This window comes from Leisingera sp. M527 (assembly GCF_025141525.1).
Taxonomy (GTDB): Bacteria; Pseudomonadota; Alphaproteobacteria; order Rhodobacterales; family Rhodobacteraceae; genus Leisingera.
On sequence record NZ_CP081041.1, the window covers coordinates 147,599 to 173,324 of the forward strand.

At 58.2% G+C, this 25,726-nt stretch carries 12 protein-coding genes and 1 pseudogene; 4 read left to right on the top strand and 9 right to left on the bottom strand.

Annotated elements, in window-relative coordinates:
- Window positions 1–455: 455 nt before the first annotated feature.
- The 4 genes from K3555_RS24920 to K3555_RS23790 all read right to left on the bottom strand — a co-directional run bounded on the left by K3555_RS24920 (window position 456) and on the right by K3555_RS23790 (window position 17,088).
- Window positions 456–14,792: a calcium-binding protein gene (locus tag K3555_RS24920; RefSeq protein WP_311200062.1), complete on the bottom strand. Its 14,337-nt coding sequence runs from the start codon at window positions 14,790–14,792 to the stop codon at window positions 456–458.
- Window positions 14,793–14,818: 26 nt separating this feature from the next.
- The gene (locus K3555_RS23780) at window positions 14,819–15,082 is read right to left on the bottom strand and encodes a hypothetical protein (protein WP_260009106.1); all 264 of its coding nucleotides are present in this window, start codon (window positions 15,080–15,082) and stop codon (window positions 14,819–14,821) included.
- Window positions 15,083–16,050: 968 nt separating this feature from the next.
- Window positions 16,051–16,620, bottom strand: a complete 570-nt coding sequence (locus tag K3555_RS23785; protein WP_260009108.1) for a hypothetical protein — start codon at window positions 16,618–16,620, stop codon at window positions 16,051–16,053.
- A gap of 96 nt (window positions 16,621–16,716) precedes the next feature.
- Window positions 16,717–17,088 (bottom strand): hypothetical protein, encoded by a 372-nt coding sequence (locus tag K3555_RS23790; protein ID WP_260009110.1) that lies wholly within the window; start codon window positions 17,086–17,088, stop codon window positions 16,717–16,719.
- Between the two features lie 433 nt (window positions 17,089–17,521).
- On the opposite strand from K3555_RS23790, the gene K3555_RS23795 reads away from it, so the two are divergent.
- Entirely contained in the window at window positions 17,522–17,668 is a 147-nt protein-coding gene (locus K3555_RS23795; protein ID WP_260009113.1) for a hypothetical protein, read from the top strand.
- A gap of 41 nt (window positions 17,669–17,709) precedes the next feature.
- Window positions 17,710–18,204, top strand: a pseudogene (locus K3555_RS23800) (transposase); the annotation flags it as partial.
- Window positions 18,205–18,370: 166 nt separating this feature from the next.
- On the opposite strand, the gene K3555_RS23805 reads toward K3555_RS23800, so the two are convergent.
- Window positions 18,371–18,652, bottom strand: coding sequence for a hypothetical protein (locus K3555_RS23805; RefSeq protein ID WP_260009116.1), 282 nt, complete (start codon window positions 18,650–18,652; stop codon window positions 18,371–18,373).
- A 12-nt stretch (window positions 18,653–18,664) separates the two neighbouring features.
- Entirely contained in the window at window positions 18,665–19,468 is an 804-nt protein-coding gene (locus K3555_RS23810; RefSeq protein ID WP_260009117.1) for an AAA family ATPase, read from the bottom strand.
- Window positions 19,469–19,964: 496 nt separating this feature from the next.
- On the opposite strand from K3555_RS23810, the gene K3555_RS23815 reads away from it, so the two are divergent.
- Entirely contained in the window at window positions 19,965–22,382 is a 2,418-nt protein-coding gene (locus K3555_RS23815) for an FAD-dependent oxidoreductase (protein ID WP_260009119.1), read from the top strand.
- A 178-nt stretch (window positions 22,383–22,560) separates the two neighbouring features.
- Here the strand turns inward: K3555_RS23815 and K3555_RS23820 are convergent, their stop codons facing one another.
- The 3 genes from K3555_RS23820 to K3555_RS23830 form a co-directional block, all read right to left on the bottom strand.
- Complete coding sequence (locus K3555_RS23820) at window positions 22,561–22,947, bottom strand: type II toxin-antitoxin system death-on-curing family toxin (RefSeq protein ID WP_259992901.1); 387 nt, start codon at window positions 22,945–22,947, stop codon at window positions 22,561–22,563.
- Window positions 22,944–23,168, bottom strand: a complete 225-nt coding sequence (locus K3555_RS23825; protein WP_260009121.1) for a transcriptional regulator/antitoxin MazE — start codon at window positions 23,166–23,168, stop codon at window positions 22,944–22,946. Before K3555_RS23825 ends, K3555_RS23820 begins: the two co-directional genes overlap by 4 nt.
- A 79-nt stretch (window positions 23,169–23,247) precedes the next feature.
- Window positions 23,248–24,135 carry a LysR substrate-binding domain-containing protein gene (locus tag K3555_RS23830; RefSeq protein ID WP_260009123.1) on the bottom strand — a complete coding sequence of 296 codons (888 nt, stop codon included), beginning with the start codon at window positions 24,133–24,135 and terminating at the stop codon, window positions 23,248–23,250.
- Window positions 24,136–24,345: 210 nt separating this feature from the next.
- On the opposite strand from K3555_RS23830, the gene K3555_RS23835 reads away from it, so the two are divergent.
- Window positions 24,346–25,698 (top strand): MmgE/PrpD family protein, encoded by a 1,353-nt coding sequence (locus tag K3555_RS23835; RefSeq protein ID WP_260009124.1) that lies wholly within the window; start codon window positions 24,346–24,348, stop codon window positions 25,696–25,698.
- The last annotated feature ends 28 nt before the right edge of the window (window positions 25,699–25,726 follow it).

The window sequence follows — 25,726 nt, forward strand, 5'->3', positions numbered from 1 at the left end:
AAAGCGCAGCGGATTCAGGAACACGACTTTCAGCTCACTCTTCAGTCAAGCCACTTCAAGGGAACAATATCAGTTCTCCCCTGGTATGTACATTTTTGAGGCCAAGTCATATCTGGACCGAACCAGATCGTCAGTGAGCCAAAACGCTTCGTTGTAGTTCGGCCAGCTTCTGGTCTTGCAGGACGGGAATGTCGGGTTACTCTGGGATTCCAGCTATCACCTTGAACTCACAAGATGAACCCAACATGCGATCTTCGCAACCGTTTCCGCACCAGCATCTTAATGCCTGCTCCTGATCTATTTCGGAACAGGCTGGACCGAGTAGTAGAACAAGTCCCCAATGGAAGCCGGTCCCACATCAAAGAGGATCATTTTCATGCCGGTTCGAACTTCCCCAAAACTCTGCACCAGTACATTGATTGAGGCTGAAGGGCGCGTACGTTTACTGCCCCGCCTCAGGTCAGGATAATATCATCCTGTAGCGCAGAGATGTTGGTGTTCAGAACGGTCAGCGTGTCACCATCGCCAAAGTCAAAAACCACATCGCCGCCGACTTCCGTTGCCTTATCCAGAGCCTTCGAGACATTCGCAAACCCCATGCCGCGCAGTTCGATCGTGTCGCTGTTGTTGGCAAAATCATTGACGACATCACGGTCGAAACCGCGCTCAAAGACAAAGGTATCGGCGCCGCTGCCGCCAATCAGAATATCATTGGCATTGCCGCCGCGCAGCGTGTCATCGTGGTTGCCGCCGCTAAGGGTATCCTTGCCACCACCGCCGATTAACGAGTCATCCCCGCCATCACCCAGGAGACTGTCGTTGCCACTGTCACCGTAAACCGTGTCATTCTGGCTGCCGCCATAAAGCGTGTCATTACCGCCGTTACCCCGGAGAGAGTCGCTGCCCTGTGCGCCCCAGACAACGTTTGCGCCAGTGTCGCCCTTCAAAGTATCCGCCTTGCTGCTGCCTTTGAGGTTTTCGATATTGGTCAGAACGTCCCCGGCAGCATGTCCTGCGTTTGCAGAACTGCCGGTCAGGTCAACAGTCACCGAGGCACCCGCATTTTCATAGGTGACCAAGTCGGTGCCATCGCCGCCATTCAGCGAGTCGGAGCCGGTGCCGCCGATCAATGTATCAGCACCTTCACCACCATAGAGCGTGTCATTGCCCGCTTCGCCAACAAGCCGGTCATCACCCTTCAATCCCCACAGGTCGTTGGCGCTGCCGTCACCTGTCAGAGCGTCGCCATGGTCGGACCCCCAGATCCGCTCGATACTGCTAAGGGTGTCGCCCTGTGCATCGCCGCCGCTTCCAATGCCGGTGGTCAAGTTAACAGTCACGCCCGCAGTGGAATTCGCATAATTTACCCGGTCACGCCCGGTTCCGCCGTCCAGAGTATCTGCGCCGCTGCCGCCACGCAGGAAATCGTCGCCATCGCCAGCCAGCAACTTGTCATTGCCGCTGTCACCAAAAAGAGAGTCGTTGCCGCTACCGCCTTCGAAGGTATCGTTACCGTCCTTGCCGTAGAGCTTGTCGTTGCCATCCAGCCCGTGCAGCCGGTCATTACCCGCGCTACCGGTCAGAGTGTCATTGTGGGCAGAGGCATTGACATGCTCAATCGAGATCAGCGTGTCAGTGCCAGCACTGCTGCCAGTGGCCGTGCCAGCAGTCAGATCGACCGCAACCGCCGCAGCGGAATTGACAAAATGCACCCGGTCGTAGCCTGAGCCGCCATCCAGCACGTCGTTGCCTTCACCACCATAGAGGTAGTCATTGTTGGCATCGCCGTGCAGGGTGTCATCCCCGTCGCTGCCATAAAGCCGGTCATGGCCATCGCCGCCGTAGAGACGGTCATTGGCCGTGCCGCCCTGGAGCGTATCATTACCCGCTTCACCATACATGTCATCGCCGTTTACCTGATGCGCCGCATCTGTGGCCCCGGTCTGACCAGACTCAAGCAGGTCGTCACCAGCGCCGCCTTTGAGCGTATCCTTGTCGGCAGTTCCGAAATCATCACCGCCATAGATGGTGTCGTTACCGTCACCGCCGTTCAGGCTCTGCCTTGAATTCGCACCATACAGGACGTCGTCGCCCGCACCGCCTTCCAGTGTGTCGCTGCCATAGTCGTTTTTGCCCGATGCGGAGGCGTAGATCGTGTCATTACCCGCACCGCCATCCAACGAGTCGGTGCCTTTTCCCCCCGAAAGGAGGTCATTTCCATCTCCCCCCGACAGAGTGTCGGCACCATCACCGCCTGAAAGCGTGTCGTTGCCTGCGAGGCCCAGCAGTTCATTGCCACCCGCATCGCCAGTCAGGTCATCACCTGCCTTGTTTGATCCCATCAGGTGCTCGATGCCGACATATGTATCACCGCTGTTGTTGGCACCAGTTTCCAGGTTCACGGTCACGCCGCTGCCATGGCCGTAGTAGGAGACAGTATCGGAACCCGCGCCGCCATTGTAAGTATCGGCCCCGCTTTCGTCGCGCAGGTAATCGTTTCCATCGCCGCCCAAAAGTGTGTCGCTGCCACCGCCGCCATAGAGCCGGTCATCGGCACTCCCGCCGTCCAGGCGGTCATCACCGCCCAGACCGAAGAGCGTGTCGTTGCCACCCTTGCCTTCGATCCGGTTTGCAGTAGAGCTGCCTGTCAGATGGTCGGCGGCAGCGTTCGACCCGATAATGTTCTCGATGCTGACATAAGTATCGCCGCTGTTGTTGGAACCGGTGTCCAGGTTCACGGTCACACCATTGCCATGCCCGTAGTAGGACACGGTATCGGAGCCATCGCCGCCGTCGAAAGTGTCAGCCCCGCTTTCGTCGCGCAGATAGTCATTGCCAGCACCGCCTTCGAGGGTGTCGTTGCCGGAATTGCCATAGAGGCGGTCGTTGCCATCGCTGCCTTCCAGCCTGTCAGCACCAGAACCACCGTACAGCGTGTCATTGCCTGCACCGCCATACAGCTTGTCATCGCCTTCATTCCCGTCCAGATCGTCGGCGCCCTCTCCCCCGTGCAAAGTATCGTTTCCTGCCAGCCCTGTAAGCCGGTCATCACCGCCCCGTCCCTCCAGGCGGTTGCTCCCCACACTTCCGGTCAGGTTGTCCGCAGCAACATTTGAGCCCAGCAAGTTTTCAATGCTGACATATGTATCGCCGCTGTTGTTGGCGCCGGTCTCCAGGTTGACGGTCACGCCGCTGCCATGACCGTAATAAGATACGGTGTCCGAGCCGCCGCCGCCGTCAAAGGTATCAGCCCCGCTTTCATCGCGCAGGTAATCATTGCCTTCTCCACCGGCTAGGGTGTCGTTGCCGCTGCCGCCATAGAGGCTGTCTTTGCCGCTGCCGCCATCAAGGCTGTCGTTTCCTCCCCCGCCAACAAGCGAGTCATCACCGCCTGAACCGAACAGGGTGTTGTTTCCGCCATTGCCGTTCAGAGTATCTCCAAAGTCCGAACCCAGCAGCCCTTCAATGGAGATCAGCGTATCGCCATCAGCGTGGCCGCCGGAAGCAGTGCCCGCAGTCAGATCGATATTAACCGACGACCCCGAGCCTTCATAGCTCACCTGATCCTGACCGGCGCCCCCATTCAGAACGTCAGCTCCGCTGCCACCAATCAGGGTATCGTGCCCATCACCGCCACTTAAAGTGTCGTTCCCGTCGCGGCCGTAAAGCTTGTCATCCCCGCTTCCATTGCCGCCATGCAGGTTATTTGCCTTCTCGTCTCCGTACAACTTGTCAGCATGGTTCGATCCGTAGAAATCCTCGACACTGACATATCGATCTCCCGATGCGGCACCCGCATTGAAATCTTCATTCTGCAGATCCGCGGTGATCCCAGCTGCCGCATCCGCGTAGTACGCTCTGTCAGTTCCAGACCCGCCATCCAACAAGTTGCTGCTGCCGCCATTTGCCCACAGTTGATCGTTGCCGCTGCCTCCATAAAGCGTGTCATTACCGCCGTAACCGAATAACTTGTCGTCACCCGCATCGCCCCAAAGCTTATTGTCGAGGCCATTTCCACGCAGGTCATCGGAATATTGCGAGCCATACAAATGCTCAATGCTGCTGTAGCTGTCGCCTGCAGCAAATCCGGTGTTACTGCCCGTATTCTGCAGGTCTGCCTTAACGCCAGCGGTGGCTTGTTCATAGCTCACCTGGTCAGTACCAGAGCTGCCAATCAGAACATCATAGGCCGCACCGGCATAAAGCGTGTCATTGCCTGCACCTCCATCGAGGCTATCACCTTTGTGTTCGAAGCCTGCGTCAGGGGCCACCAGTTGCTGAGAATAGAGTTTGTCGTTCCCGTCACCGCCAAACAGAGTGTCCCGGTCCGCTGTTCCGAAATCATCACCACCGTAGATAGTGTCATTTCCATCGCCACCGTTAAGGCTTTGATTTAGATTGGCCCCATAGAGGATGTCGTCTCCCGCACCGCCATCCAAAGTGTCTCTGCCATAGTCATTCTCACCTGCTGCAGACGCGAACAATGTGTCATTGCCCAACCCGCCCACAAGCGAATCCGCGCCTTTCCCGCCCTCTAGGTGGTCGTTGCCGCCGCCACCCTCAAGGCTGTCGCTGCCAGATCCGCCTTGCAATGTGTCCTCGCCATCGAGGCCAAACAGCTCATCGCTGCCGCCAAGACCTTCAAGCAAGTTGCTGCCCGACGTACCGGTCAGACTGTCGCTGCCTGCATCAGATCCTTGCAGGTTTTCGATGCTGTTGTAGCTATCGTTGCTGCTATTTGCGCCAGTGTCCAAGTTGACCGACACACCGGAACCGCGGCCGAAGTACGAAACTGTATCGTTGCCGGTCCCGCCGTAGAAGTTGTCGGCGCCACTATCAGCGTGGAGGAAATCATCGCCGCCGCCGCCAGAAAGCGTGTCGCTGCCACGGCCGCCCGACAGCGTGTCATCGCCGCCCAGACCTTCAAGACGGTTGCCGTTTGAATTGCCAGTCAGATTGTCCGCGGCGGTGTTCGACCCCGTTAGGTTTTCAATATTGATGTATGCATCACCACTGTCGGTTTCGCCTGTTTCCAGATTCACGGTTACACCTGAGGTATGCCCATAATAGGAAACGGTGTCCGACCCAGCACCGCCGTCAAATATGTCGGTGCCAGTGTCACTTCGCAGGTAGTCGTCACCATCCCCGCCAATAAGCGTGTCATCACCGGCACCGTCGTAAAGCCGGTCAGCCCCGCTGCCGCCTTCAAGCCGGTCGTTGCCGTCACCCCCATTCAAGGTGTCATTGCCTTCCCCGCCATAAACGGTGTCAGCCCCGTCGCGCCCGCGTATAGAGTCGGCGCCGTCCCGGCCCCAGATCTTGTTGCTGCTACTGTCGCCCAGAAGGGTGTCATTGTGAGAGGAGCCAGAGAGGTTTTCGACCGACACATAGCTGTCGCCGGCGGCGTCGCCACTATTGCTGGAAGCCGTTTGCAGGTCCGCTAGCACTGCTGACGAAGCGCCCCAGTACGCGGCCTCATCGGTGCCAGAACCCCCATTGAGTTCATCGCCTCCGGTTCCGCCCAGCAGCGTATCATTACCGCTGCCGCCAAGAAGGGTATCCCGCCCGCTGCCGCCATCGAGCGTGTCATGCCCCGCGCTGCCTTCCAGGCTGTCATTGTCTGCGCCGCCCCACAGGGCGTCATCCGCCAGGCCGCCCTGCAGCAGGTCATCTCCGTTTTCGCCATAGAGATGATCGCCCTGGGATTGGAAGCCGGCACTTACTGCAATGGTCTGCCCGGATCTCAGAGTGTCGTTCCCGTCACCGCCAAACAGGGAGTCTCGGTCGGAACTGTCCAAGTCATTGCCGCCGTCAAGAAGGTCGTCTCCGGTACCGCCATAGAGCGTGTCCCAGCCGTTGGCTCCGATAAGCGTATCATTGCCCGACCCGCCGTAAGCCAGGTTGCTTGCGTAATCGGTGCCGCTTCCTGCGGAAATGCTATCACTCCCTGCACCGCCATAGAGCGTATCATTGCCGGCACCGCCATTCAGAGTATCGCTGCCGCCATACCCATAGATCTTATCTTGCCAGACTGACCCATTGATCGTGTTTGAAGTGCCATCACCTTCGATGCGCACCTCGGAGAGAAGATGCTCCGCATCCCAAACTGTGCCATCCTCAAAGACGATGGCCTCCAGCCCTTTGCCGTTCGTCAGGTTTTCAAGCTCATTGAGAAGTGTGATCCTCTCACCGCTCTGGCTGACGGTGATGATCAAATCTGCACCGATCCTCGACAATGACACATCCGCCGGGTTCACCCCGGTCAGGCGCAACTGATCCCATTCCAGTTGCGATGTGACCGCGTCATCAATCGTGTCGTTACCATCGTTCACGGACCAGAAATAGGTATCGCTGCCGGTCTGGCCTCTGACCAAATCGGCGCCGCCGCCGCCAGTCAGATTGTCATCACCGTCGCCGGAGGTGATGGTATCAGCTCCACCCCGTCCCTTGATGTTGTCCGAACGCCCGGTCCCGGTCAGTGCCTCAGCACTGCCCGAACCTTTGAGGGTGGTCTCGGCGAGGATGTCACCCAGATGCCAGATCGTCCCGTCGTCAAACTGGATTTTTTCAATACCTGGATTGTCGGTTGGCGCCCAGAACTGGTTGTGAATGGTCAGCGTCTCGGTTTCGGTACCATTGGGAATCTCGATCAGCAAATCGATCGAGCCCTGTTCCCGTTTCAAGGTCACATCCGCCGGGTTCACATTCGATAGCACCAGCACATCAGCTTCGATCAGCGAGCTGACGTTGTCGTAAATGAAATCATCGCCGTCACCGCGGCGCCAGATATACGTGTCCACTCCACTGCCGCCCTTTAGGGTGTCGGCACCTTTGCCCCCCATCAGCGTGTCATTCCCGCCGTTGCCGACGATGGAATCCGCACCACCCGCGCCTTCGATATTGTCAGCGCGTTCAGTTCCATTCAGCGTCTCACCGGCACCGCTGCCCCGCAGTGTTGTTTCAGCAAATATCTGCTGCTGGTCCCAGATCTCGCCGTCTGCGAACTCAATCCTCTCGATCCCCGGGTTATCCGATGTTGCCCAGAACTGGTTGTGAACCGTCAATGTTTCGTCGTCGGAGACCTTGATCTTCAGATCCAGTGAGCCTTGTTCGCGGAACAGATTCACGTCCGAAGAGTTCACGTCTGACAAATGCAGTACATCAGTATCGGTCAGAGAGCTGGCGTTGTCGTGGATGAAGTCGCTTTTGTCACCGTTGCGCCAAATATAGGTATCGGAACCAAGCCCGCCTTTCAGCGTGTCCACGCCATCGCCGCCAGTCAGGGTGTCGTCTCCTGCGCCGCCAAACAGCGCATCGTCTCCGCCTTTGCCCGTCATCACGTCCTGGTAAGACCAGCCGTTTCGATAGTCACCACCAGAGCCTCCCGTCCACGAAACGGTCGCGACATCTGACTTGTCCAATTCAATAAAGGAGCCGTCCTCGAAGGTAATGATCTCAAGGCCCTGACCGCTCTGCGAATTCGCAAACTGATTCAGAACCGTGATCTCTTTATTCGTCCCTGCAAATGAGATTTTGAGGTCACTGCCGTCTTTGGTCAGGGACACGTCTGTCTGAGTAACATTTATCAGGCTCAGGCGGTCATAATCCGCAAGCGATGCGGAAGCATCATCAATAGTGTCGCTACCCTCTGCGTACTTCCAAACGTAGATGTCGCTGCCATCCCCGCCCTGCAAAAGATCATTTCCGCCGTCGCCGGAAAGCGTATCATCTCCCTTGCCGGCTGACAGCTCATCGTTCCCGCTGTCTCCTTCGAGATTGTCCGGCCGCTCTGTTCCGGTCAGGCTTTCACTCGTGGAATCGCCACTCAGCACCGACTCGGTGAAGATTTTTTGCAGGTCCCAGACCTCACCATCGTCAAACTGGATCCGCTCAATTCCCGGGTTTTCCGTCAGTGCCCAGAACTGGTTATGAACTGTAATGGTTTCAATGATAGTTTCACCATCAACGGTACTGGTAATTTCGATTTTCAGGTCAAGCGACCCTTGTTCCCGCGATAGTTTTACAGCGGACGAATTCACGCCCTCCAGAAGCAGTAAGTCGTGTTCGATCAATGAGCTGGCATCGTCATGGATGAGATCATTTCCGTCGCCGCTGCGCCACACATAGGTGTCTACGCCTTGCTCACCCTTTAGTGTGTCATCACCCCGGCCGCCGGTTAGCGTGTCGTCCCCATCCCCGCTTTTGATCGTGTCGGCGCCACCGAACCCTTTGATATTGTCGGAACGGTAGGTACCGGCCAGGTCATTACTGCCCGACGTGCCCTGCGCCTTTGTTTTCCTGAGAATATCGTCGAGCGTCCAGGTGCTGCCATCGGAGAACTCAATCACCTCCAGGCCATGGTCATCGTGGAAGTGGTTCTGAACTTTGATTGTTTCGGTTTCGCTGTCGTCGTCCTTTTTGATGTCGATGTACAGCTCATCCAGACCGTCACCAACTGTATCAGAAGCCTCGCGCCGGAGCTTGACTTGGTCCTGGCTGACATCTTCCAAAACCAGCCTGTCCAGTTCTGTCAGCGACTGGCCGGAATCATTGATTTCGTCCTCGCCGCCTTGCTCAAAGGACCAGTAGTACGTGTCGCTGCCATCCCCCCCCTGCAGCAGGTCATCTCCTGTGCCGCCGGTAAGGCTGTCGTCGCCATCGCCCGTGGAAATAGTGTCATTGCCACCTTTCCCCTCGATATTGTCCGCACGGTAAGTGCCCTGCAGCGTTTGTGCGCTTTCGTTCCCCTTGGCGATGGTGTTCTTCAGGATATCCTCAAGGTACCAGACGGATCCGTCGCCAAACTCAATCGCCTCCAGCCCATGATTGTTATTGTATTGGTCCTTGACTGTAATGGTCTCCGTAAAACCATTGATCGTAACCTTGATGAGCAGCTCATCGTACCCATCGCTGCTCACATCTGAGACTTCACGGCGAAGCTCGACCTGATCCTGGATCACCCCCGTCAGCACCAGCCGGTCCTGCTCAATCAAGGATGTGCCGCCATCGCCGATCTCATCATTGCCGTGATGAGGCGCCCAAATGTAAGTATCACTGCCAATACCGCCTAGCAGAGTATCGTCGCCTGCCAGCCCGTGGAAAATGTCGCCGCCTGCAGTCCCGGTGAGGGTCTCGGCTGAACTTGAGCCGTAGATTTCAACGCTATCGTTTGGGCCGGTATCCAGATGAACATTCCCGGCACCAAGATGCTCTGAGCTTTCGGACAGCGATGCAACAAACTGAGCCTTGGTGATCCGGCCGCTGGTGATGTGCTGGTACCAGGTCTCCAATTCCTCGGGGTCGGGTTCTCTTCCCAGAGTATTCAAATAGGCCTGCCGGATCAGATCTGCATTCTGCAACCCGTAAAGGCTCGACGTGGACACGCCATTGATGTCCCCTTTCTGCCCCAGCAGGGTGGCAGCAATGTCGTCGAGCTTCAGGTCTTCCTCACCGGACATCAGCCGACGGGAAAGTTCTGAAAGTTCCGCCTCCGTTGCATCGCGGTCATAAACCGTGTCCACAAGCCGCTTGATCTGCGCTTCGACATAGGACTTGTCCAGAACCCGTTCGTATTCGGCAGGGTCCAGAATGGCATCGAAATTGTTGGTGATCCTGTGGGTATTGCCCACCGCCTGATGTTCAACGGACTGAGCCAAATCAACCGCCAGGCCGGTTCTGGTCAGCGTCCCGTCGCTCAAGTTGGTGAGGCTGTCGTCCAGTTCCTCCAGTGAGGGGGCACGGTCGTAGCTGTTTACATGGATCTGGGTGATGAACTCAGCATCGCTCATATCGCCGTAGCGGACTGCGAACTCGCCCGACTCGATCAGAGCATCCGTGAGCGCCTCGGTATCCAGCTGGTTGTTTTTTATGTATTCAACCAGTTCTTCCGCTTCGGCATACTCCATGTCCCGGTCAAGAACGGTGTCATAGATGTTGGCCGCTTCTGTCAGAACACGCTCTTTGGCCGCTGCATCTAGGGTAGCCGAAAACACAGCTTCTTGCTCTCGTATCGAAGTGGTAGTTCCATTTCGATTGTGAGGAGGGTCTTCATTGTAAGTCGGTACTGTGACTTGGGTTTGCTCAATTTTTGTAAAGATCCAGGTCTCAAATCCAAGCCCATCAACTTCATGTTTGACGTTTGAATGATAATTCGAAAGGCTCGCTTCTTCGCCATTGTCCCAGGTGTAGCTGCCATTCCCGACGGCGGAGCGGGTGATCACCTGCTCCACACCGTCAACCACATAAGTGGTGGTCAGCCCGTCCGCCGAGGTTGTGGTCACCGCGGTGTTCAGATGTGTGCCACCTTCGTTGAAGGACCGTTCAACCAGCACTTCCTGGCCATCAGAGCGTAGGGTCCACTCGGTTTCCAGATCGGCAACGCCGTTGCCGTCGAAGTCCTGCTCCGTCGTGACACTGCGCCCGTCAGCACTGATCTTTTCCTCATAGCTTGAGCGCAGGTCTCCGTCGCTATAGCGTGTCGTCTCCTCGATCGTACGGCTGCCGTTGTTGTGCAAAATGACCTGGCGGTCAGCCTCCCCGTCAAAGACACCATCGCCGTCGATATCGAAATAGGAATGCGCGCTCAGACCGTCAGCCGCTTCAACAACCACTTCCCTGTAAGTGTCCCGGCCGCCGGTGATCTCAGAAATCTCCGTGACCCGGTCACCGGCCTTATGCACAGGCCGCTCCGTACTGAAAGAAGTGTCGATTGCCCCGGCAAGAGGAATGCTCCCATCACCGCTGAAACTGACTTCAACCCGCCGTTCAAAATCTGTGATGCCGTCGCCGTCCTGGTCGAACTCGGTCGCCTGAACCATTCCATTGGCGGAGGTGCTGGAGCGGACTTCGGCCTCTACGCTGCCATAGCGCCCCAGATCCCGGGAAACACGCGTGGTGGAATTGTCGCTCTCCAGCCGCCACTCCAGGGATTGATCGATCTGGCCGTCGCCGTCCCTGTCAATCTCCGTGACTTGGCTGCGCTCGTCATCTGCGGTTTCAACCGTCACCTTGCGCTGCAGACCGCCGCCATTGCTGAACTCCAGGGCCTCCCAGGTTGACCCGCCGCCAGCCCTGTCGCTGCGCAGCTCATGCCGGTCGTCATGGCCGTCGCCATCCATGTCCGTCTTTTCGCTGAACATCAGGCCATTGCCGGTCAGCGTGCTTGCAACACTCGATGTTCGTGTGTGTGTGGAGCCAATGGATTCCGCAACGCGATTTGTGCTGCCATCGGACCCATAGCTGGTGGCAACGGTCGAGCGGAACTCGCTGATGCCATCGCCATCCAGGTCCAGTTCGGCAGTGCGCTCGTAACCGTCATCACTGACCCAGTATTCCTCTCGGCCAATACTGCTGTAATTGCCTTCACGGTGCTCGGTGACCGTAGTCCGGCTGCCGTCCTCCGCCAGTTCGGTCTCGCTGGAGCTGAGCAGATCTGCAAAGCCGTCGCCGTTGCTGTCAAAGCTGTAGCTGCTTCTCAGCCCGTCGCCGCTGACGCTCTCCTCGGCCTCGGAGATCTGCACGCCGCTGTCAGCATAATAGACCGTCGTCGCGGTGCGGGTGCCATCACCACCTAGCGTTGCAGTGGTCTTGGCATCAAGTTCTCCATTGCCGTCGGCGTCAAAACCGGTGGTGACTGTCTTGCCATCGGCCGTAGTCTTGACCTCTTCGCTCAGAATAGTGGAATTGTTAGCCGCCTTGACCTCGGTGGTCAGTGTAACATCGCCATTACCGGCCAGTTCCTCGAGCACGGTGGTGCGGCGCTCGAATGTGCCATCGTTGTTGAGATCGGTCTTGGTTGTGGTCGTCAGCCCGTCGCCCGAAGTGATGACAACATCCTTGGCAAATCCCTGGCTCGGATCCGCTGCAATAGTGCCGCTAGTGCCGCTGACCGTCGTGGTCTCCGTGGACCCATCAGTTTCCAGCTTGGTTTCGGTGTGGTAGACCCTCTCGAACGCACCGTCGCCGTCCGCATCGCTTTCGGTTTGCGACACCAGCCCATTTGCGCTGGTTGCGGTGACAGTCCGGCTTTGAATGTCGGCCTCATTGGCGCCAAAACCGGTCACCGTCCGGGTGACCACACCATCATCGGCCTCGACCGCATGCTCGCGCCGGTCGGTGCCCCCGTTACCGTCCAGGTCAAAGTCTGTTGTGACTTCCCGGCCGTCGTCGCTGGTGGTGATTTTCGTTTCGCTGCGCGGGTCGCCGCCCGCGTCGGTCACCGTGACAGTTGAAACCGTTGTGCCATCGTTCCAAATAGCGGTTTCCGTTGTCTCAATGAGGTCGAAATCATTGTCCCCGTCCTCATTGAATTTGACAACTGTTCTCAGGCCATCCGCGTCCACTCTGGTTTGCGTCTTGCTGAGTTTATTGCCTTGGGCATCCTCCAACTGAACGGATGTTACGGTTTGCCCATTCGCCAAGAACTCCGTCGTGGTCCGCAGAGCACTCTCAAACTCTCCGTCGCCGTCATCATCCCTTTTGACCAGCATCTCCCGGCCATTGGCGCTGACCGTTTCAAACGATTGGCTTCTCAAGCTGCCGTCTGCATTGGAAACTATGGCATCAACTGTACGCCGGCCATCCGAATGCAGCGTGGTGGTGGCCTCCTCCACGGTCTCGTCTGTTCCGTCACCATTGATATCCGCAGACACCGTCCGGACCAGCCCGTCAGCCGACACTGTTGATACGGTCTCAGAGGCAAGGGCTCCATCATTGTAGAAACGTTGATCAGTGACCGTGATGGCCCCGCTCGCATCTTCGGTTTGCGTTACAATCCGGTCAAACTGCGTGCCGCCGCCCGCGCTATCGCCATCATAATCGTACTCGGTGGTCACCGTCCGGCGGTCGGCGCTTTCCGTGGTGATTGTCTTGGTCAGCAGCGTCCCGTCTTCTGAAAACACCCGGATATTGTGCAGCGTGCTGCCATCCGCTTCCGGCGAGATATATTCGATGGTTTTGAAATCTGTGGCACCATCCCCGTCCCGGTCATTCCAGGTGGTGCTGTGGAGGCCAGTGTCCCGGGTTTCCGTCGTTACCTCGCTCAGCGTCGCATTGCTTGCGCTTTTGGTCTGAACAACCCGTTCCGTATTGCCGTTTGCAAGGGTCTTTGTGTGGTCCGACAGCTTCAGATCGGTGTCCCCGTCGCCATCCAGGTCGGTCAGAACATCGGAACGCAACCCGTCTTCACTTGTGGTCGTCTGGCTGTAGGCACTGAACGAGCCATCAGCATTCCGGTCCCAGGTTTCCGTGATCCGGTTCTGTGTCGCCGCATCGACCTGCACATCGCGAACGCGCTCATTAGATGCAAAGCTTCCATCCCGATTGCCGTCCATCCAGGCCTTCGAGGTGATTTTGTCATCTTCCAGCAGCGTCTTTTCCGCATGCCGCAAAGAGCCGTCCTTGTTGTAGGTGGAAACTGTCTGTGTCCGGACGCCGCTACTATCCACAGAGGTGCTATCCACCACTTTGGTCTCATAGCCGCCTTCGCCATCCGCATCGGTCTCGGTCACCACATGCATTGTGTCATCGGACTGGGTCTGCCGGTAACGTGAGATCAGGCCGTCATCCCGGTTGAAGCTCTCGCTCAGCGTCACCGTGGAGCCATCCCCGTTCACGGTGGTATCGCTCACCTCCTTGCGGTCAACGGATCCGTTGCCGTCAAAGTCGGTTTCTGTCTCGCGGTGCCGCCCGTCCGTGCTGACATCCATCGTCACCGAAGTTGCCAGGGTGCCGGGCTTTGTGCTGCTGCTGGGCCCGTAGTTGCCATTGCCGGTCAGCCAGGTCTCGGTCCGGCTGCCATCCGTATGCTCAACAATGCTATGCTGCTCGACCGCATCGGTATCGCCATCGCCATCGAGGTCGGCCTTTTCAGTGCGGGTCAGCCCATCGCCTGAGATCTCGCTGGTGGAAGACTGCAGAACCGAGCCGTCCTCTGCCAGGTCCGACACCGTAATAGTCTGCTTGCCGCTGCCGTTGATCTCCCGCTCTTCGCGCTGATCGAACCAGCCGCCGCCCATGCTGTCGCGCTCGATCACCGTCAGTTTACCATCGGTGCTGACCGTAGTTTTGGTGCGGTTCTCAAACACCCCGTCCGTGACGCTCGCACCGGAATAGTTCCGCACATCCTCAACCCGGGCGCCGCCCGTTCCGGCGGACACTGCAATGACTTGCACCCGGTCCACAATCCCGTCGCCGTCATCGTCATAGCTGTTTTCAGTATGCGAGCCGCCGCCCGCCGCAACCGAGGCCATCGTGAAGGCAATCGAGCCGTCGGCATTGTAAGCCGTCTGCACCAGCGTGCGGATGCCGTTGGCGTCCGTTGTGTCCTGCTCAACCTCCACCCGGTAGCTCGCTGCGTCACCGGCCAGTGTGACATCGCCGACCATACCGGTTCCGCCGCCCGCGGCGGCAGTCTTGGTAAACGTCGTTTGCCCAGTGATCACCGACCCGTCCGGCAGCTCTATCCGCGTGGTGTCCGCAACCACGTTGATGGATTCAACTCCCGCCTGACCCAGCGTCTGCACAACCGTTGAGCCATCGTCCAAGGTGACCATCACCTTGAATTTGCCGAACTCCGGATCATTGGCGTCAAAGACACCATCGCCATTGGCATCAAAGTAAGAAGCCAGCGCCTCGATATCGCTCGCCGCGGACGGATCCCATTCGGTGAAGATATACTGCCAGTCTTCCTGGATCTCATCCCAATTCTCGGGGTCATAAAACAGCACCCCGTTGCCAGCCGCCGCCCAGGCTGTCCGGTTTTTCAGCCCGTCGCCATTGCCATCAAAGAACACCTGGGATTGGGAGAGTTCGGTGATTTCTATGTTTTTGGTTTCAAGCGCGAGGATGATTGGTTTGGATTGCCCGGCTGGTTCACCACGGCCGCCGTAGGCGCCTTCATGGCCGCGTCCACCAGAACTGCCGCTGTTGCCATCGCTACTACTCGCAGGTGAGTTCGACTTTTCGCGGCTTCTGTTTCTATCTGCCCATCCAACTCGGTCGTCGAAGTCAACAATGTTGGGAACGAGATCTTTGTCGCGATCAGAAAGGTAGTTCCCAATATGATTTCGATCATCCGGGCCATCGTAGCCTAACCCGTCCTTACCTTCTCCATCGCGGCTGTAAGTGCCCTGAATACCAAACTTGCCATCCAGACCAATTAAATCGGCAAAAGCTCTAGCATGAGCACTAAACGACGCTGAAGTCGCCGGGCCTTGGACCCTGCCGTAGTTATCCAAAAAATCCTTAGAGTAGTGGCTGTTCTCGTTTGTTATACCAACCTGACCTTGCTCATTCGACCAAAATCCAACGGAACCGTTCTCGCGATTTATGTGACCTATTTCTCTTGCGACCAAAGCATGGGAAATAAAACTAATAGCCTCTAATTGATCAGAAGGAATGTGATCAATTAGGTTTACCGGAAATCCCGCCTCCTCCAACGCCTGCTCAAAAGACTTATTTGCTCCATCATCATAAAAATTAATACTCTTGTTTTCTGAAGAAACGAGGCTGGAAAGGTAGGCGCCACGTAAAAAAGTACTGTATTCGCTAGTATCTTGAAGTAATTCAGACCGATAACTTTCATAAACTTCGCTGTATGCAGCAAGATAAGCCTTACTCTCCACAGGAAACTGCTGTGTTAACTCCGAAAGTTTTGAAATCAATGCCTCGTTGCGACTGGCTACTAGCTGATCAATTCTTTCTATTACAAGTCTCTCTATTCTTTGGTAAGGTTCCTCAAGGGGGCCGATGAAATCTATCTTTGCCTGCAGATTATTATACCCCACTTGAGAATTAAACTCAATAACTCCAGCTGCAAACCCTACAATATCCGCTTGCGCCTTCAGCCCCTTAGAGAAATTGGCGATGCCCTTCTCTATGCTTGAAATAACATCATGCGCTGAGAAACTTGGGAGTCCATCAGTTGAATTATCCGGAATAGAGGGTTGGTCAAATTGAAATCCCAGTTGCGAAAGGCCGTCGCCACTCTCAAAGTCAATTTCAACTGAAGGAAGTCCAGTGATCGAATCATATGATATGGTCGGCAATTTATTAATTCCTATAAATAGAAAAATTATAATCAATCAAGCGCCGAGAGGAGATCCCATTAACTCTTTTCGTCCAGGCAATCAGCTTGCCATTCGGGCTCGAAACTACCACAATATCAATGCGGCTTGCACTCGCTATTCCAAAATTTTCTCTTCTTTTTAAAGTCGCACTCGTTACACCAAAATTGCCAATCAGTTCAGCTGCAAACTGCAGATCCTTCAACGAAGCGTTGTACACGTCACAACCAGATTCATTGGCGCACTCCATCAACGCGGCAGAAAACTGCTGAAAGCTGGAAGGCAGTTCATTTTGCACCTTCAAACTGCCAATCCAAGCCTCACCAAAGATTGGGGTGCCGAGCTTGTTCAGCTTATTCATGGTCACATCACCGCCTGAGAGGTCGATTCGGGAGTAAGAGGTCGCGCTGCAGCCGATGGATATTGGGAATTCGCTTTGCAAGGATATCAGAAGGGTACAATAAAGCGGCTTGAACTCATTTTCTGATTCTTTTGCAAGCCCCACTCCCCCGGAGAAAACAAGAACAACAGCCAAAAGTATCAATCGTATCGCCATCTTCAATCACCTTTCTCCTTATATGCCCTGCAATATCGCATTCTCGTAGTTTCCCAATACTGAAGATCATTTGTTGCTAAATTTACTGCAGGTGTTTCACTCTGCCGCAACATCGGGATCATTGCTGATATTTCGGCACCACGCATTCGCAGTCCGTGGATTGCCAAGTTTTCCGGGCACGCTGATGTATTGAATGCTGGCGATCCGCACGTCGGTGCCGATGTGGTATTCTCCGACCGAACAGGCGGCCATCCCTACAGGAGCGCGCGCCTTGAAGGCCAACAGCACGATATGCGGCGCGCCTTCCTCAAAGGCACTCATGGCCAGCTTGCGCACCTTCTCCTCGCTGAAGGGGATGTGCCTGTACCGGCTCTCTTCATGCGCCTCGCGAGCAAGGGTGATTATGGCAGGGATATCATCTTCGCTGGTCGCCACCCGGTAGGTGACCGCGGCATGGGAGTTCGGCATTCTGCGCTACTGCTAGTTTAGCTCATTGCCCGGCACGCTACCCAAACGCACTCAACCTTACAAGTAACATTCTGAAAGCTCCCCAAGAGCAGCCAGCGCTACGGTCATTCAGAGCTCACCGCACGGCAAGGTTCCCCAGAACCACTCATAAACAAACATTTAAGGTGCATTGAACTCCCCAAACGGACAGAAAACGAGCGTCAGGAAACAAGAACTTGCATCGCCCCATTCAACACATTCACAAAATTCAAATCAGTCACGGGTTGCAGGCAGCAGATGGGCCTCGCAAGTTGTTCAGTTTGGGGCGCAACCGGGGTTTCACTGCTGGCAACCCGGAAACCGAGCCGCTAGAATTTTGGACGCCGCTCAATTAGAAGTGGCGCGCCTCTGTGTAACATCAACCTGGACGCAGATTCGATCAGAGCTTCAAAACATGTCCTTCGATATCGCCAGCGAAGAAGCAGATGCCACCCTCGAGGTCGGCCTGCGCACGGCGGAGAAGGCGAATTTCGCCTCTTCGCAAAACGGCGTGCCAATCCTTAACAGGCTGCTGAAGAAGTCGGGGCTCGACGCGGCCTGAGAGACATGTTTCACCCTCAGCACAACTTGGCGGGGGTGATGATGCGCGGGACGGATGAAGCGAGCGGATCGCTTTTCAGCTATGTCGATCTGGAAGAGCGCATCCCTGCGCGGCACCCGCTCCGCCAGATCAGGCAGGTCGTGAGTGACTCGCTGGCCAGCCTGGATGCCGATTTCGAGGCACTTTACACTGGTTTCGGCCGCCCCTCGATCCCGCCGGAACGGCTGATCTGTCACCGTCAGGGCATTGCGTAGCAATGTCCCGAGAGCCGGGCCAGCCTGCTGCAAATCCTGTTTTCGGTCCGCTCCGAGCGGCAACTGATGGAACAGATGCAGTATAATCTGCTGTTCCGCTGGCTTGGCGGCCTCGGGATCGATGACCCTGTTTGGGTTCCCACGGTGTTTACCAAAAACCGCGACCGGCTGCTGACAGCCGATATGTCGCGCAAGGTAATGGCGGCCATTCTGGCGCATCAAGAAGTCGCGCCACTCCTGTCGGACGACCACTTCTCGGTCGATGGCACGCTCATCAAGGCCTGAACCCCCACGCCAGACTTGTCTTCTTGATGCTCCAGGGTGGACGCGCGTACACCTCAGGGAACCGCATCCATGATGCGCAAAGCCTCATCGGTGATGTAATGGTCTTGGCACGGCAAATGCGGCTCCTTTCCTGTGGGTTGAGCGGATGAAAAAAACTGTGTGCTCAATGATGAATCCCGGCTGCCTCCATCACTTTACCCCTGGTCAGCATCCGGATGACATGCCGCAAGTTCAGCTCCGCACCTCGTCCGGCAATTTCCAACGCCTCGGCCACGGCCTCGACAGACGCCTGCGTCAGTCCACGGCTACGCCCCTCCCGGCGGGCAAAAGCGGCTAGTTCGGATACTGAAACTGGCGGGAGGCGGATGACCTCCAGGCGGTTTAGCAACGGGGCCGGCAAAGTGACCAAGGTGTTGGAGGTCAGCACCCAGCTGATCCAGGACATGTCGAAACCCACCTAGTAGTAGTGGCACTGCCACGAAGCCGCGGAAGATGGCTCCAGGAGAGACAATAGTCCCTCGGTCAGGCCGAAACAGTTCCCTTTGGTCGAGGTCGCGACCCCGGCCTCTGCCGCTTCATTCACAACGACCACCGGGTTCGCAATCAGGTGTTTCAGGATCGTCAACAACGGGCGCCCCGGCTGCGCGTTGGACCAGCCGCCTTGAGTGCCCACGATACCGAACGACGCCTGCTCCGCCGTCGCCTCCACGCCACAGCGGGGCACGCCGAGTGCGGTGCCCAGCTGACGGGCCCATATGCTTTTTCCGATCCCCGGAGGACCGTCGAGAAGGACCGGAGGCAGGCGGAAGCCCGCGTCACCATTGCGGACCGAGCGCCGCATCAATTTCCAAAGGAGATCTGTCGCAGGTGCCATCCAGGGCATGCCGGAATGGATCCCAGCCGCGATTTCATCCGCCTGATGTTCTGTCCGGATCCGGATCAGTTCCACACCGTTGCGCAGAACCTCCAAGGCTCTCCGGTCGTCGAGTTTGAGGTGGGAGAGACCTGCGGCCGCAGCCCGCCGTTCCACCAGCCTGCCCACCCGGCGGTCGACGCGGTCCTGGCCTTCGCGCCCGAGACCGATCTGCATCAATTCGGTTTCCCACCGAAGGCGGTCATCACGATCCTCAGGGTCCGGAGGCACGATACCGCGTTCGAGCGCGCGGCGCGTTTTCAGGAACCGTTCCAGGCGCTGCCGTATTGCCCGCCGGTCTTTATCGGCATTGTGGAACTCTGCTTCGATGAACTTGATCTTGGACATAGCTGGCCCTTTCCCGGCGCGCCGCGCCGTCTGGCCCCCGATTGCACACGGTGCGTTCGGGGAAATGATGGAAAGAACCTGGCCAGGTTTGAGCTTCAGTCCTGCTCAATACGGCCATTTCAGTCAACAGGTGGCGCTGATCTGCGGAGGGGAAACGGATCCCTTCAACATGCAGAAGGCAGAGATCACATAAGTCATTGTTTTAAAACAAAACCACCGGCCGAAGATCGGCCGATGGCAATTAACCTCGTGTCGGAATGGCAGAAAACCCCCATCAATGGCAGTTATTTCGTGGGTCCGACATCAGTCAACAGGACGTGCTTAACTTCAAGCGTCAGCCACCCACCAATGACCAAAGAAATCCGGGGGCATTGGGTCTGAATTCTTCACGGGTCATCCCAGCCCCCCGCAGCTAGGGTCGCGGTTAAGGAATTGGCTGCACTCCCGGGCCTGCAGGGCGTGCCGCATCCCACATGCAGGCAAGGGAAACAGACGCATGAAAACCCATGCACAGGCAGTTGTTATCGGCGGCGGGCTCGTCGGCTGCTCAATCCTCTACCACCTGGCGAAACTTGGCTGGACCGACGTGGTGCTGCTGGAGCGCGACGAGCTGACCGCCGGCTCCACCTGGCACGCGGCGGCCAATATCCACGGGCTGCACGACAACAACAACGTGACCCGGGTCCAGCATTACACGATGAACCTGTATAAGGAACTGGAGAAGGAAACCGGCCAGGGCTGCGGCGTGTTTCAGCCCGGCTCGCTGTACCTGGCCAAGACCGAACAGCGCGAGCACCAGCTGCGCCTGCAGGAAGCCAAGGCGAAATACTATGGCCTGAACTTCCACGAGGTCAGCCGCGAACAGGCCAAGGAACTGCACCCGCTGGCGCAGTTTGACGACATCCGCTGCATCATGTTCGAACCCGATGGCGGCAACGTGGATCCCTCGGGCGTGACCATGGCCTATGCCGCCGGCGCCCGCGCCATGGGGGCGCAGATCGAACGGTTCTGCCCGGTGATCGGCACCGAACAGCAGCCCGACGGCAGCTGGATCGTGAAGACCGAAAAGGGCGACATCCATACCCAATGGGTAGTGAACGCTGGCGGTCTTTGGGGCCGCGAGGTGGCGGCGATGGCGGGCCTCACCCTGCCGCTGCAGCCGACCGAGCACCAGTATTTTGTGACCGAGTCCATTGACGAAGTGGCAAACATGGGCCGCCGCCTGCCCTCGATCGCCGACCGCGACGGCGAATACTATTTCCGCCAGGAGGGCAACGGCTTCCTGATCGGCGCCTATGAGAAGGACATGCGCTTCTGGGCCGAAAACGGCACGCCTCTGGACTTTGCCCACGAGCTGTTCCCGGACGATCTGGACCGGATCATGGAAAACGTCATCCGCGCCACCGAACGGGTGCCCTGCGCCGAAACCGCAGGGGTCAAGCGCGTGATCAACGGTCCGATGATCTGGTCGCCGGACAGCAACGCCATCTGGGGCCCGGTGCCGGAACTGAAAAACTACTTCTGCTGCACCGGCATCATCCCCGGCTTCTCGCAGTCCGGCGGCCTCGGCCTGCTGGCCGCCCAGTGGATGATCGAGGGCGAGCCGCAGTACGACATGTTCGCCTGGGATCTGGCGCGCTTTGGCGACTGGGCCGACAAGAAATTCACCAAGGCCCGCGTCGAGGATCAATACGCGCACCGGTTCGCCATCCACTTCCCGAACGAGGAACGCAGCGCCGGCCGCCCGGCCCGGGTGCGCCCGGCATATGAGCTGCAAAAGGAAATGGGCTGCGTCTTTGGCCTCAACTGCGGCTGGGAGCATCCGCTGTGGTTTTCCGGCACCCCCGGCACCCAGGACACCAACAGCTTCAACCGCCAGAACTGGTGGGAGCCGGTGGGCCGCGAAGTGAACATGCTGCGCGAAAACGTCGGCGTGATCGACATCTCGAACTTCGCCAATTACGTGATCAAGGGCCCGGGCGCGTTTGACTGGCTGGACAAGCTTGTCGCCAACAAGGTCCCTACCGAGGTGGGCCGTTCCTGCCTGACCCCGCTGATCTCGGTCCGCGGCGGCGTGGCCGGCGACTTCACCATCACCAAGGTGTCGGACGACGAATACATGATGGTCGGCTCCGGCATGGCGGAACGCTATCACCAGCGCTTCTTCAACATGGTCGAGCTGCCGGAAGGCACCACATTTGAGGTCGCCACCAACCGCATCGCGGGCTTCAATGTGGCCGGTCCGAAATCGCGCGACATGCTGCAGCGGATGACCAATGCGGATCTGTCGAACGAAAACTTCCGCTTCATGCGCTCGCGCACCATCGACGTGGCCGGCGTGGAATGCCTGGCAATCCGTGTCTCCTTCACCGGCGATCTGGGTTGGGAACTACACTGCTCGGAGACGGATCAGGTCAAGCTGTACTCCGCTCTGCTGGCAGCCGCCGCAGAGTTCGGCGGCGGACCGGTTGGCGGCCGTGCGCTTGGCAGCTTGCGGATCGAAAAGGGTTATGGTTCCTGGGGTCGCGAATACAGCCAGGAATACTGGCCGCAAGAGGTTGGCCTGGCAGGTCTCGTCAAGCTGGACAAGGACTTCCTGCACAAGGACGCCTATCTGAAGATCAAGGACAACGCCCCGCGCGAAATGCTGGTCGGGTTCGAGATCGACGCGGTGAACGATGCTGACGCCTCCGGCGGCGAGCCCATCTTCACGCCCGAAGGCAAACCGGTGGGCCGGGTGACCTCGGGCGCCTATGGCTATTCGGTCGGCAAGTCGCTGGCGCTGGGATATGCCAATCCGGCAGTTGCCAAACCCGGTGACGAGGTCGAAGTCTTCATCCTGGGCAAGCCGCACAAGGCGCGCATTCTGGAAGCGGCAGCCTTCGATCCCTCCGGCGCACGCCTGCGGGCCTAAGGTCAACCCAATAAGGGAGCGGGCCGCCTAAAATGGCGGCCCGAAATGAATCGAGAAGGGCAGTGCCTGTCCGCGGGCGGAAGCGAAGCGCCCGCCCATGGGGGCGGACGGGCGCTGCCCGGCTTCCAGCCGGGCGGGACATTGTTGCAAGGAACCCGCAAAACTAACTAGAGTTCAGCTAAATCGGCTGCATCCCAGCCGTCAGCCACTCTGCAAATGCAGCCTCATCCACATCCCCCGTGGCGAGGTCCTCCATCATCCGCACACCCTCAACCGGGTCCGGGCGGAACTGGTAGCCATTGAGGCGCAGAAAGGTAACGGCGGTCACAAAGGCCGTGCGCTTGTTGCCATCGACAAAGGCATGCGCCTTGGCAATCCCGAACGCATAGGCCGCGGCAACCTCGGCCATTCCCGCGTCCGAATAGGCCGCGAGGTTCATCGCCCGCGCACAGCCCATCTCCAGCAGTGCCTTGTCGCGCATCCCCGCAGCGCCGCCATGGCGGGCGATCTGCCGGTCATGGAAAACAACAACTGCCGCCAGCGGCACCCATTTGTATCTGCTCACGCCAGGGCCTGAAGCAGATCCCGGTTCTCGTCCATCACGATTTCAGCCGCGGCCAGTGCCTCGGCCACCGAGGGATCATGCGCCATCACCCGCAGGCTGCCATCATCGCCGCGCACCACAAACAGCGTGTCGCCTTCCTTGGCGTCCAGCATCGTCAGCATCTCCGTCGTCAGCGTGAGGACGGCAGAGTTTCCGACTTTTCTGATCTTGGTCTCAATCATTGGCAGGCCTCGCGTATATATACCCGTATATACGGCGGATGCCGCCAAATTTCAATGCCACCTGCAGACAGCGCTAAAGCTACAGCTCCATCCCTGCCGCGGCCTTCAGCAACCAGGTCTTGAAATGCTTGACCGAAGGCGTCGCCGCCTTGTCCTTGAAGGTGGCGAAATAGGTCCAGGGGCAGTCGAGATCAAAGGCGAAAGGCGCCACCAGCCGCCCGGCCTCCACATGCGAGCGCACCAGGGATTTCGGCAGCACCACGCAACCCAGCGCGTTGACCGCAAACTCCAGCCCCATATTGGAGGAGTTGGTCTGCAAGCCGCCCCTCAGTTCAATCCCGGACAGCCCATAATGCTTGGCGATTTTCTCCCAATAGATCGGGCGGCCCAGAATGTGGATCAGCTTGGCCTCCATCAGCTGCTCCGGCCTGCTCAGCGCTGCGCCGCCGACCCGGAAATCCGGCGAGCAGACAAGCGCCAGTTTTTCATCCCACAGTTTGACCGCCGGCCCCATCACATCATCGACATGGTTGATGGTGATCGAAATATCCGAAACGTTGGTCTCCACATCCACCCAGATGGTGCTGTGAATGGTCAGGTCGATATCAGGATGCACCTTGGTGAAATCCCCGATGACGTCGATCAGCCATTTCTCTGCCAGGCTGACCGGGCAGGAAATCACCACTTCCCGCTTGTGGCTTTGCGAAATCAGCAGCTGGGTGGCGGAATCAATCTCCTGCAGCGCGTGGCGGACCGAGGGCAAATAGGCCTCGCCCACATCCGTCAGCGACAAGGACCGCGGATGCCGCACGAACAGCGGCCGGCCGATGAATTCCTCCAGGCTGCGCACATGGTTCGACACCGCCGACTGGGTGCAGTTCAGCTCATCCGCCGCCGAAGTGAAGCTAAGGTAGCGGGCGGCGGCCTCAAACGAACGCAGGAAAGTCAGGTGGGGGAGATTCTTCATCAGGCGGTCCGCTGGCGGTTTCGGGACCATGTTCACATGCTTTGGAATGCGCCGCAATTCCCAAGGGTTAGCGGCCCGAAATGGTCAAAAAACGACGTCTAGCACGCATTTCACGAAATAACCCATCCCTATGACCCCGGTTTATTTGCGGGTCACCGGACCCAGGACACCCTAGCCTGACGCGGAAACCGCCCCTGCGAGAGATCCGCCATGACCGCCACTTTCGACCGCGCCGCCGACTTCACCTTCGGCCTCACCCCCGCCGCCTTGCCGGACAGCACCCGCGAGGCGGCAGCACTGATGTTCCTCGACACCTTGGGCATCACCATCGGCGCCACCCCGATGGAGGCCGGCCGCATCGCCCGCGAAACCGCCGTGGCGCTTTATGGCTCCGGCGAGCCTGGATTGGCTGCGCGCATGTTGTTCGACGGCCGCAGGGTAAGCGTCGCAGGTGCCGCCTATGCCGCCGCCACCGCCACCGATAACCTGGACGGCCATGACGGCTATTACCCGACTAAGGGCCATATCGGTGTGGTGGTGATCCCGGCAATTGCGGCGCTGGCGGAAACCGTGCCCGATTTTTCGGGGCCGGAGGCGCTGGCGATCACCACTCTGGGCTATGAACTGGCGGGCCGCGCGGCGCTGTCGCTGCACAATACCGTCAGCGACTATCACACCTCGGGTGCCTGGAACGCCCTGGGGGTTGCCGCAATGGCAGCCCGGATGCGCGGCCTCAGCCGCACCCAGCTGCGCGAGGCGCTGGGGATTGCCGAATTCCACGGCCCGCGCAGCCAGATGATGCGCGAAATCGCCAACCCTTCGATGCTGCATGACGGCTCGGGCTGGGGCGCGATGGTCGGCATGTCTTCGGCGATCCTGGCCGAGAAGGGTTTTACCGGCGCGCCCGCGATCACCCTCGAGGAAGACCGGGTTGCGGAATACTGGCAGGACCTTGGCAGCTTCTGGCAGATGGAGCATCAGTACGTGAAGCCCTACCCGATCTGCCGCTGGGCCCATGCGCCGATCGACGCGCTGCGCCAGGTAATGCTGGAGCACGGCCTGACCCATGAACAGCTCGCCAGGATCCGCATCAACACCTTTCACGAAAGCGCCTGCCTTTATCCGGGCATCCCGTCGACCACCAGCCAGGCGCAGTATTCGCTGGGCTTTGCTGTCGCAACCCAGGCCGCCTATGGCCGGATCGGGGTTGAACATATTACCGGCGAGGGGCTTGCAGATCCGCTGGTGGCCTCGATCCACCAGCGGATCTCGGTCGCCGAGGCCGCGCGCCATTCGGTGCGCTTCCCGGTTTGCCGGGTTGCCGATGTGGTGGTGACGCTAACCGACGGGCGGGTGATCGAGAGCGGCGACGTCCACGCCCGCGGCGGCCCCGAGGCGCCATTCTCGCAGGCGGATGTAGTGCACAAATTCATGGAATTTGCCACCCCCGTGCTGGGCGAGGCCCGCGCCAGCGGCATCCGCGATGCGGTGCTGGGGTTCACCAGAGACGGCAGCAAATTCTCCGATCTGGGCCGTCTGATCTACGATGCGCCGGAAACCTAAGCCTGCAAACTTACCAGAAAGATGAAAG

Excerpts from the sequence above, each read along its gene's own strand:
- K3555_RS23780 (WP_260009106.1), bottom strand. The coding sequence starts at position 15,082 with ATGGCCCGGATGATCGAAATCATATTGGGAACTACCTTTCTGATCGCG.
- K3555_RS23785 (WP_260009108.1), bottom strand. The coding sequence starts at position 16,620 with ATGGCGATACGATTGATACTTTTGGCTGTTGTTCTTGTTTTCTCCGGG.
- K3555_RS23790 (WP_260009110.1), bottom strand. The coding sequence starts at position 17,088 with ATGCCGAACTCCCATGCCGCGGTCACCTACCGGGTGGCGACCAGCGAA.
- K3555_RS23795 (WP_260009113.1), top strand. The coding sequence starts at position 17,522 with ATGTCCTTCGATATCGCCAGCGAAGAAGCAGATGCCACCCTCGAGGTC.
- K3555_RS23805 (WP_260009116.1), bottom strand. The coding sequence starts at position 18,652 with ATGTCCTGGATCAGCTGGGTGCTGACCTCCAACACCTTGGTCACTTTG.
- K3555_RS23810 (WP_260009117.1), bottom strand. The coding sequence starts at position 19,468 with ATGTCCAAGATCAAGTTCATCGAAGCAGAGTTCCACAATGCCGATAAA.
- K3555_RS23815 (WP_260009119.1), top strand. The coding sequence starts at position 19,965 with ATGAAAACCCATGCACAGGCAGTTGTTATCGGCGGCGGGCTCGTCGGC.
- K3555_RS23825 (WP_260009121.1), bottom strand. The coding sequence starts at position 23,168 with ATGATTGAGACCAAGATCAGAAAAGTCGGAAACTCTGCCGTCCTCACG.
- K3555_RS23830 (WP_260009123.1), bottom strand. The coding sequence starts at position 24,135 with ATGAAGAATCTCCCCCACCTGACTTTCCTGCGTTCGTTTGAGGCCGCC.
- K3555_RS23835 (WP_260009124.1), top strand. The coding sequence starts at position 24,346 with ATGACCGCCACTTTCGACCGCGCCGCCGACTTCACCTTCGGCCTCACC.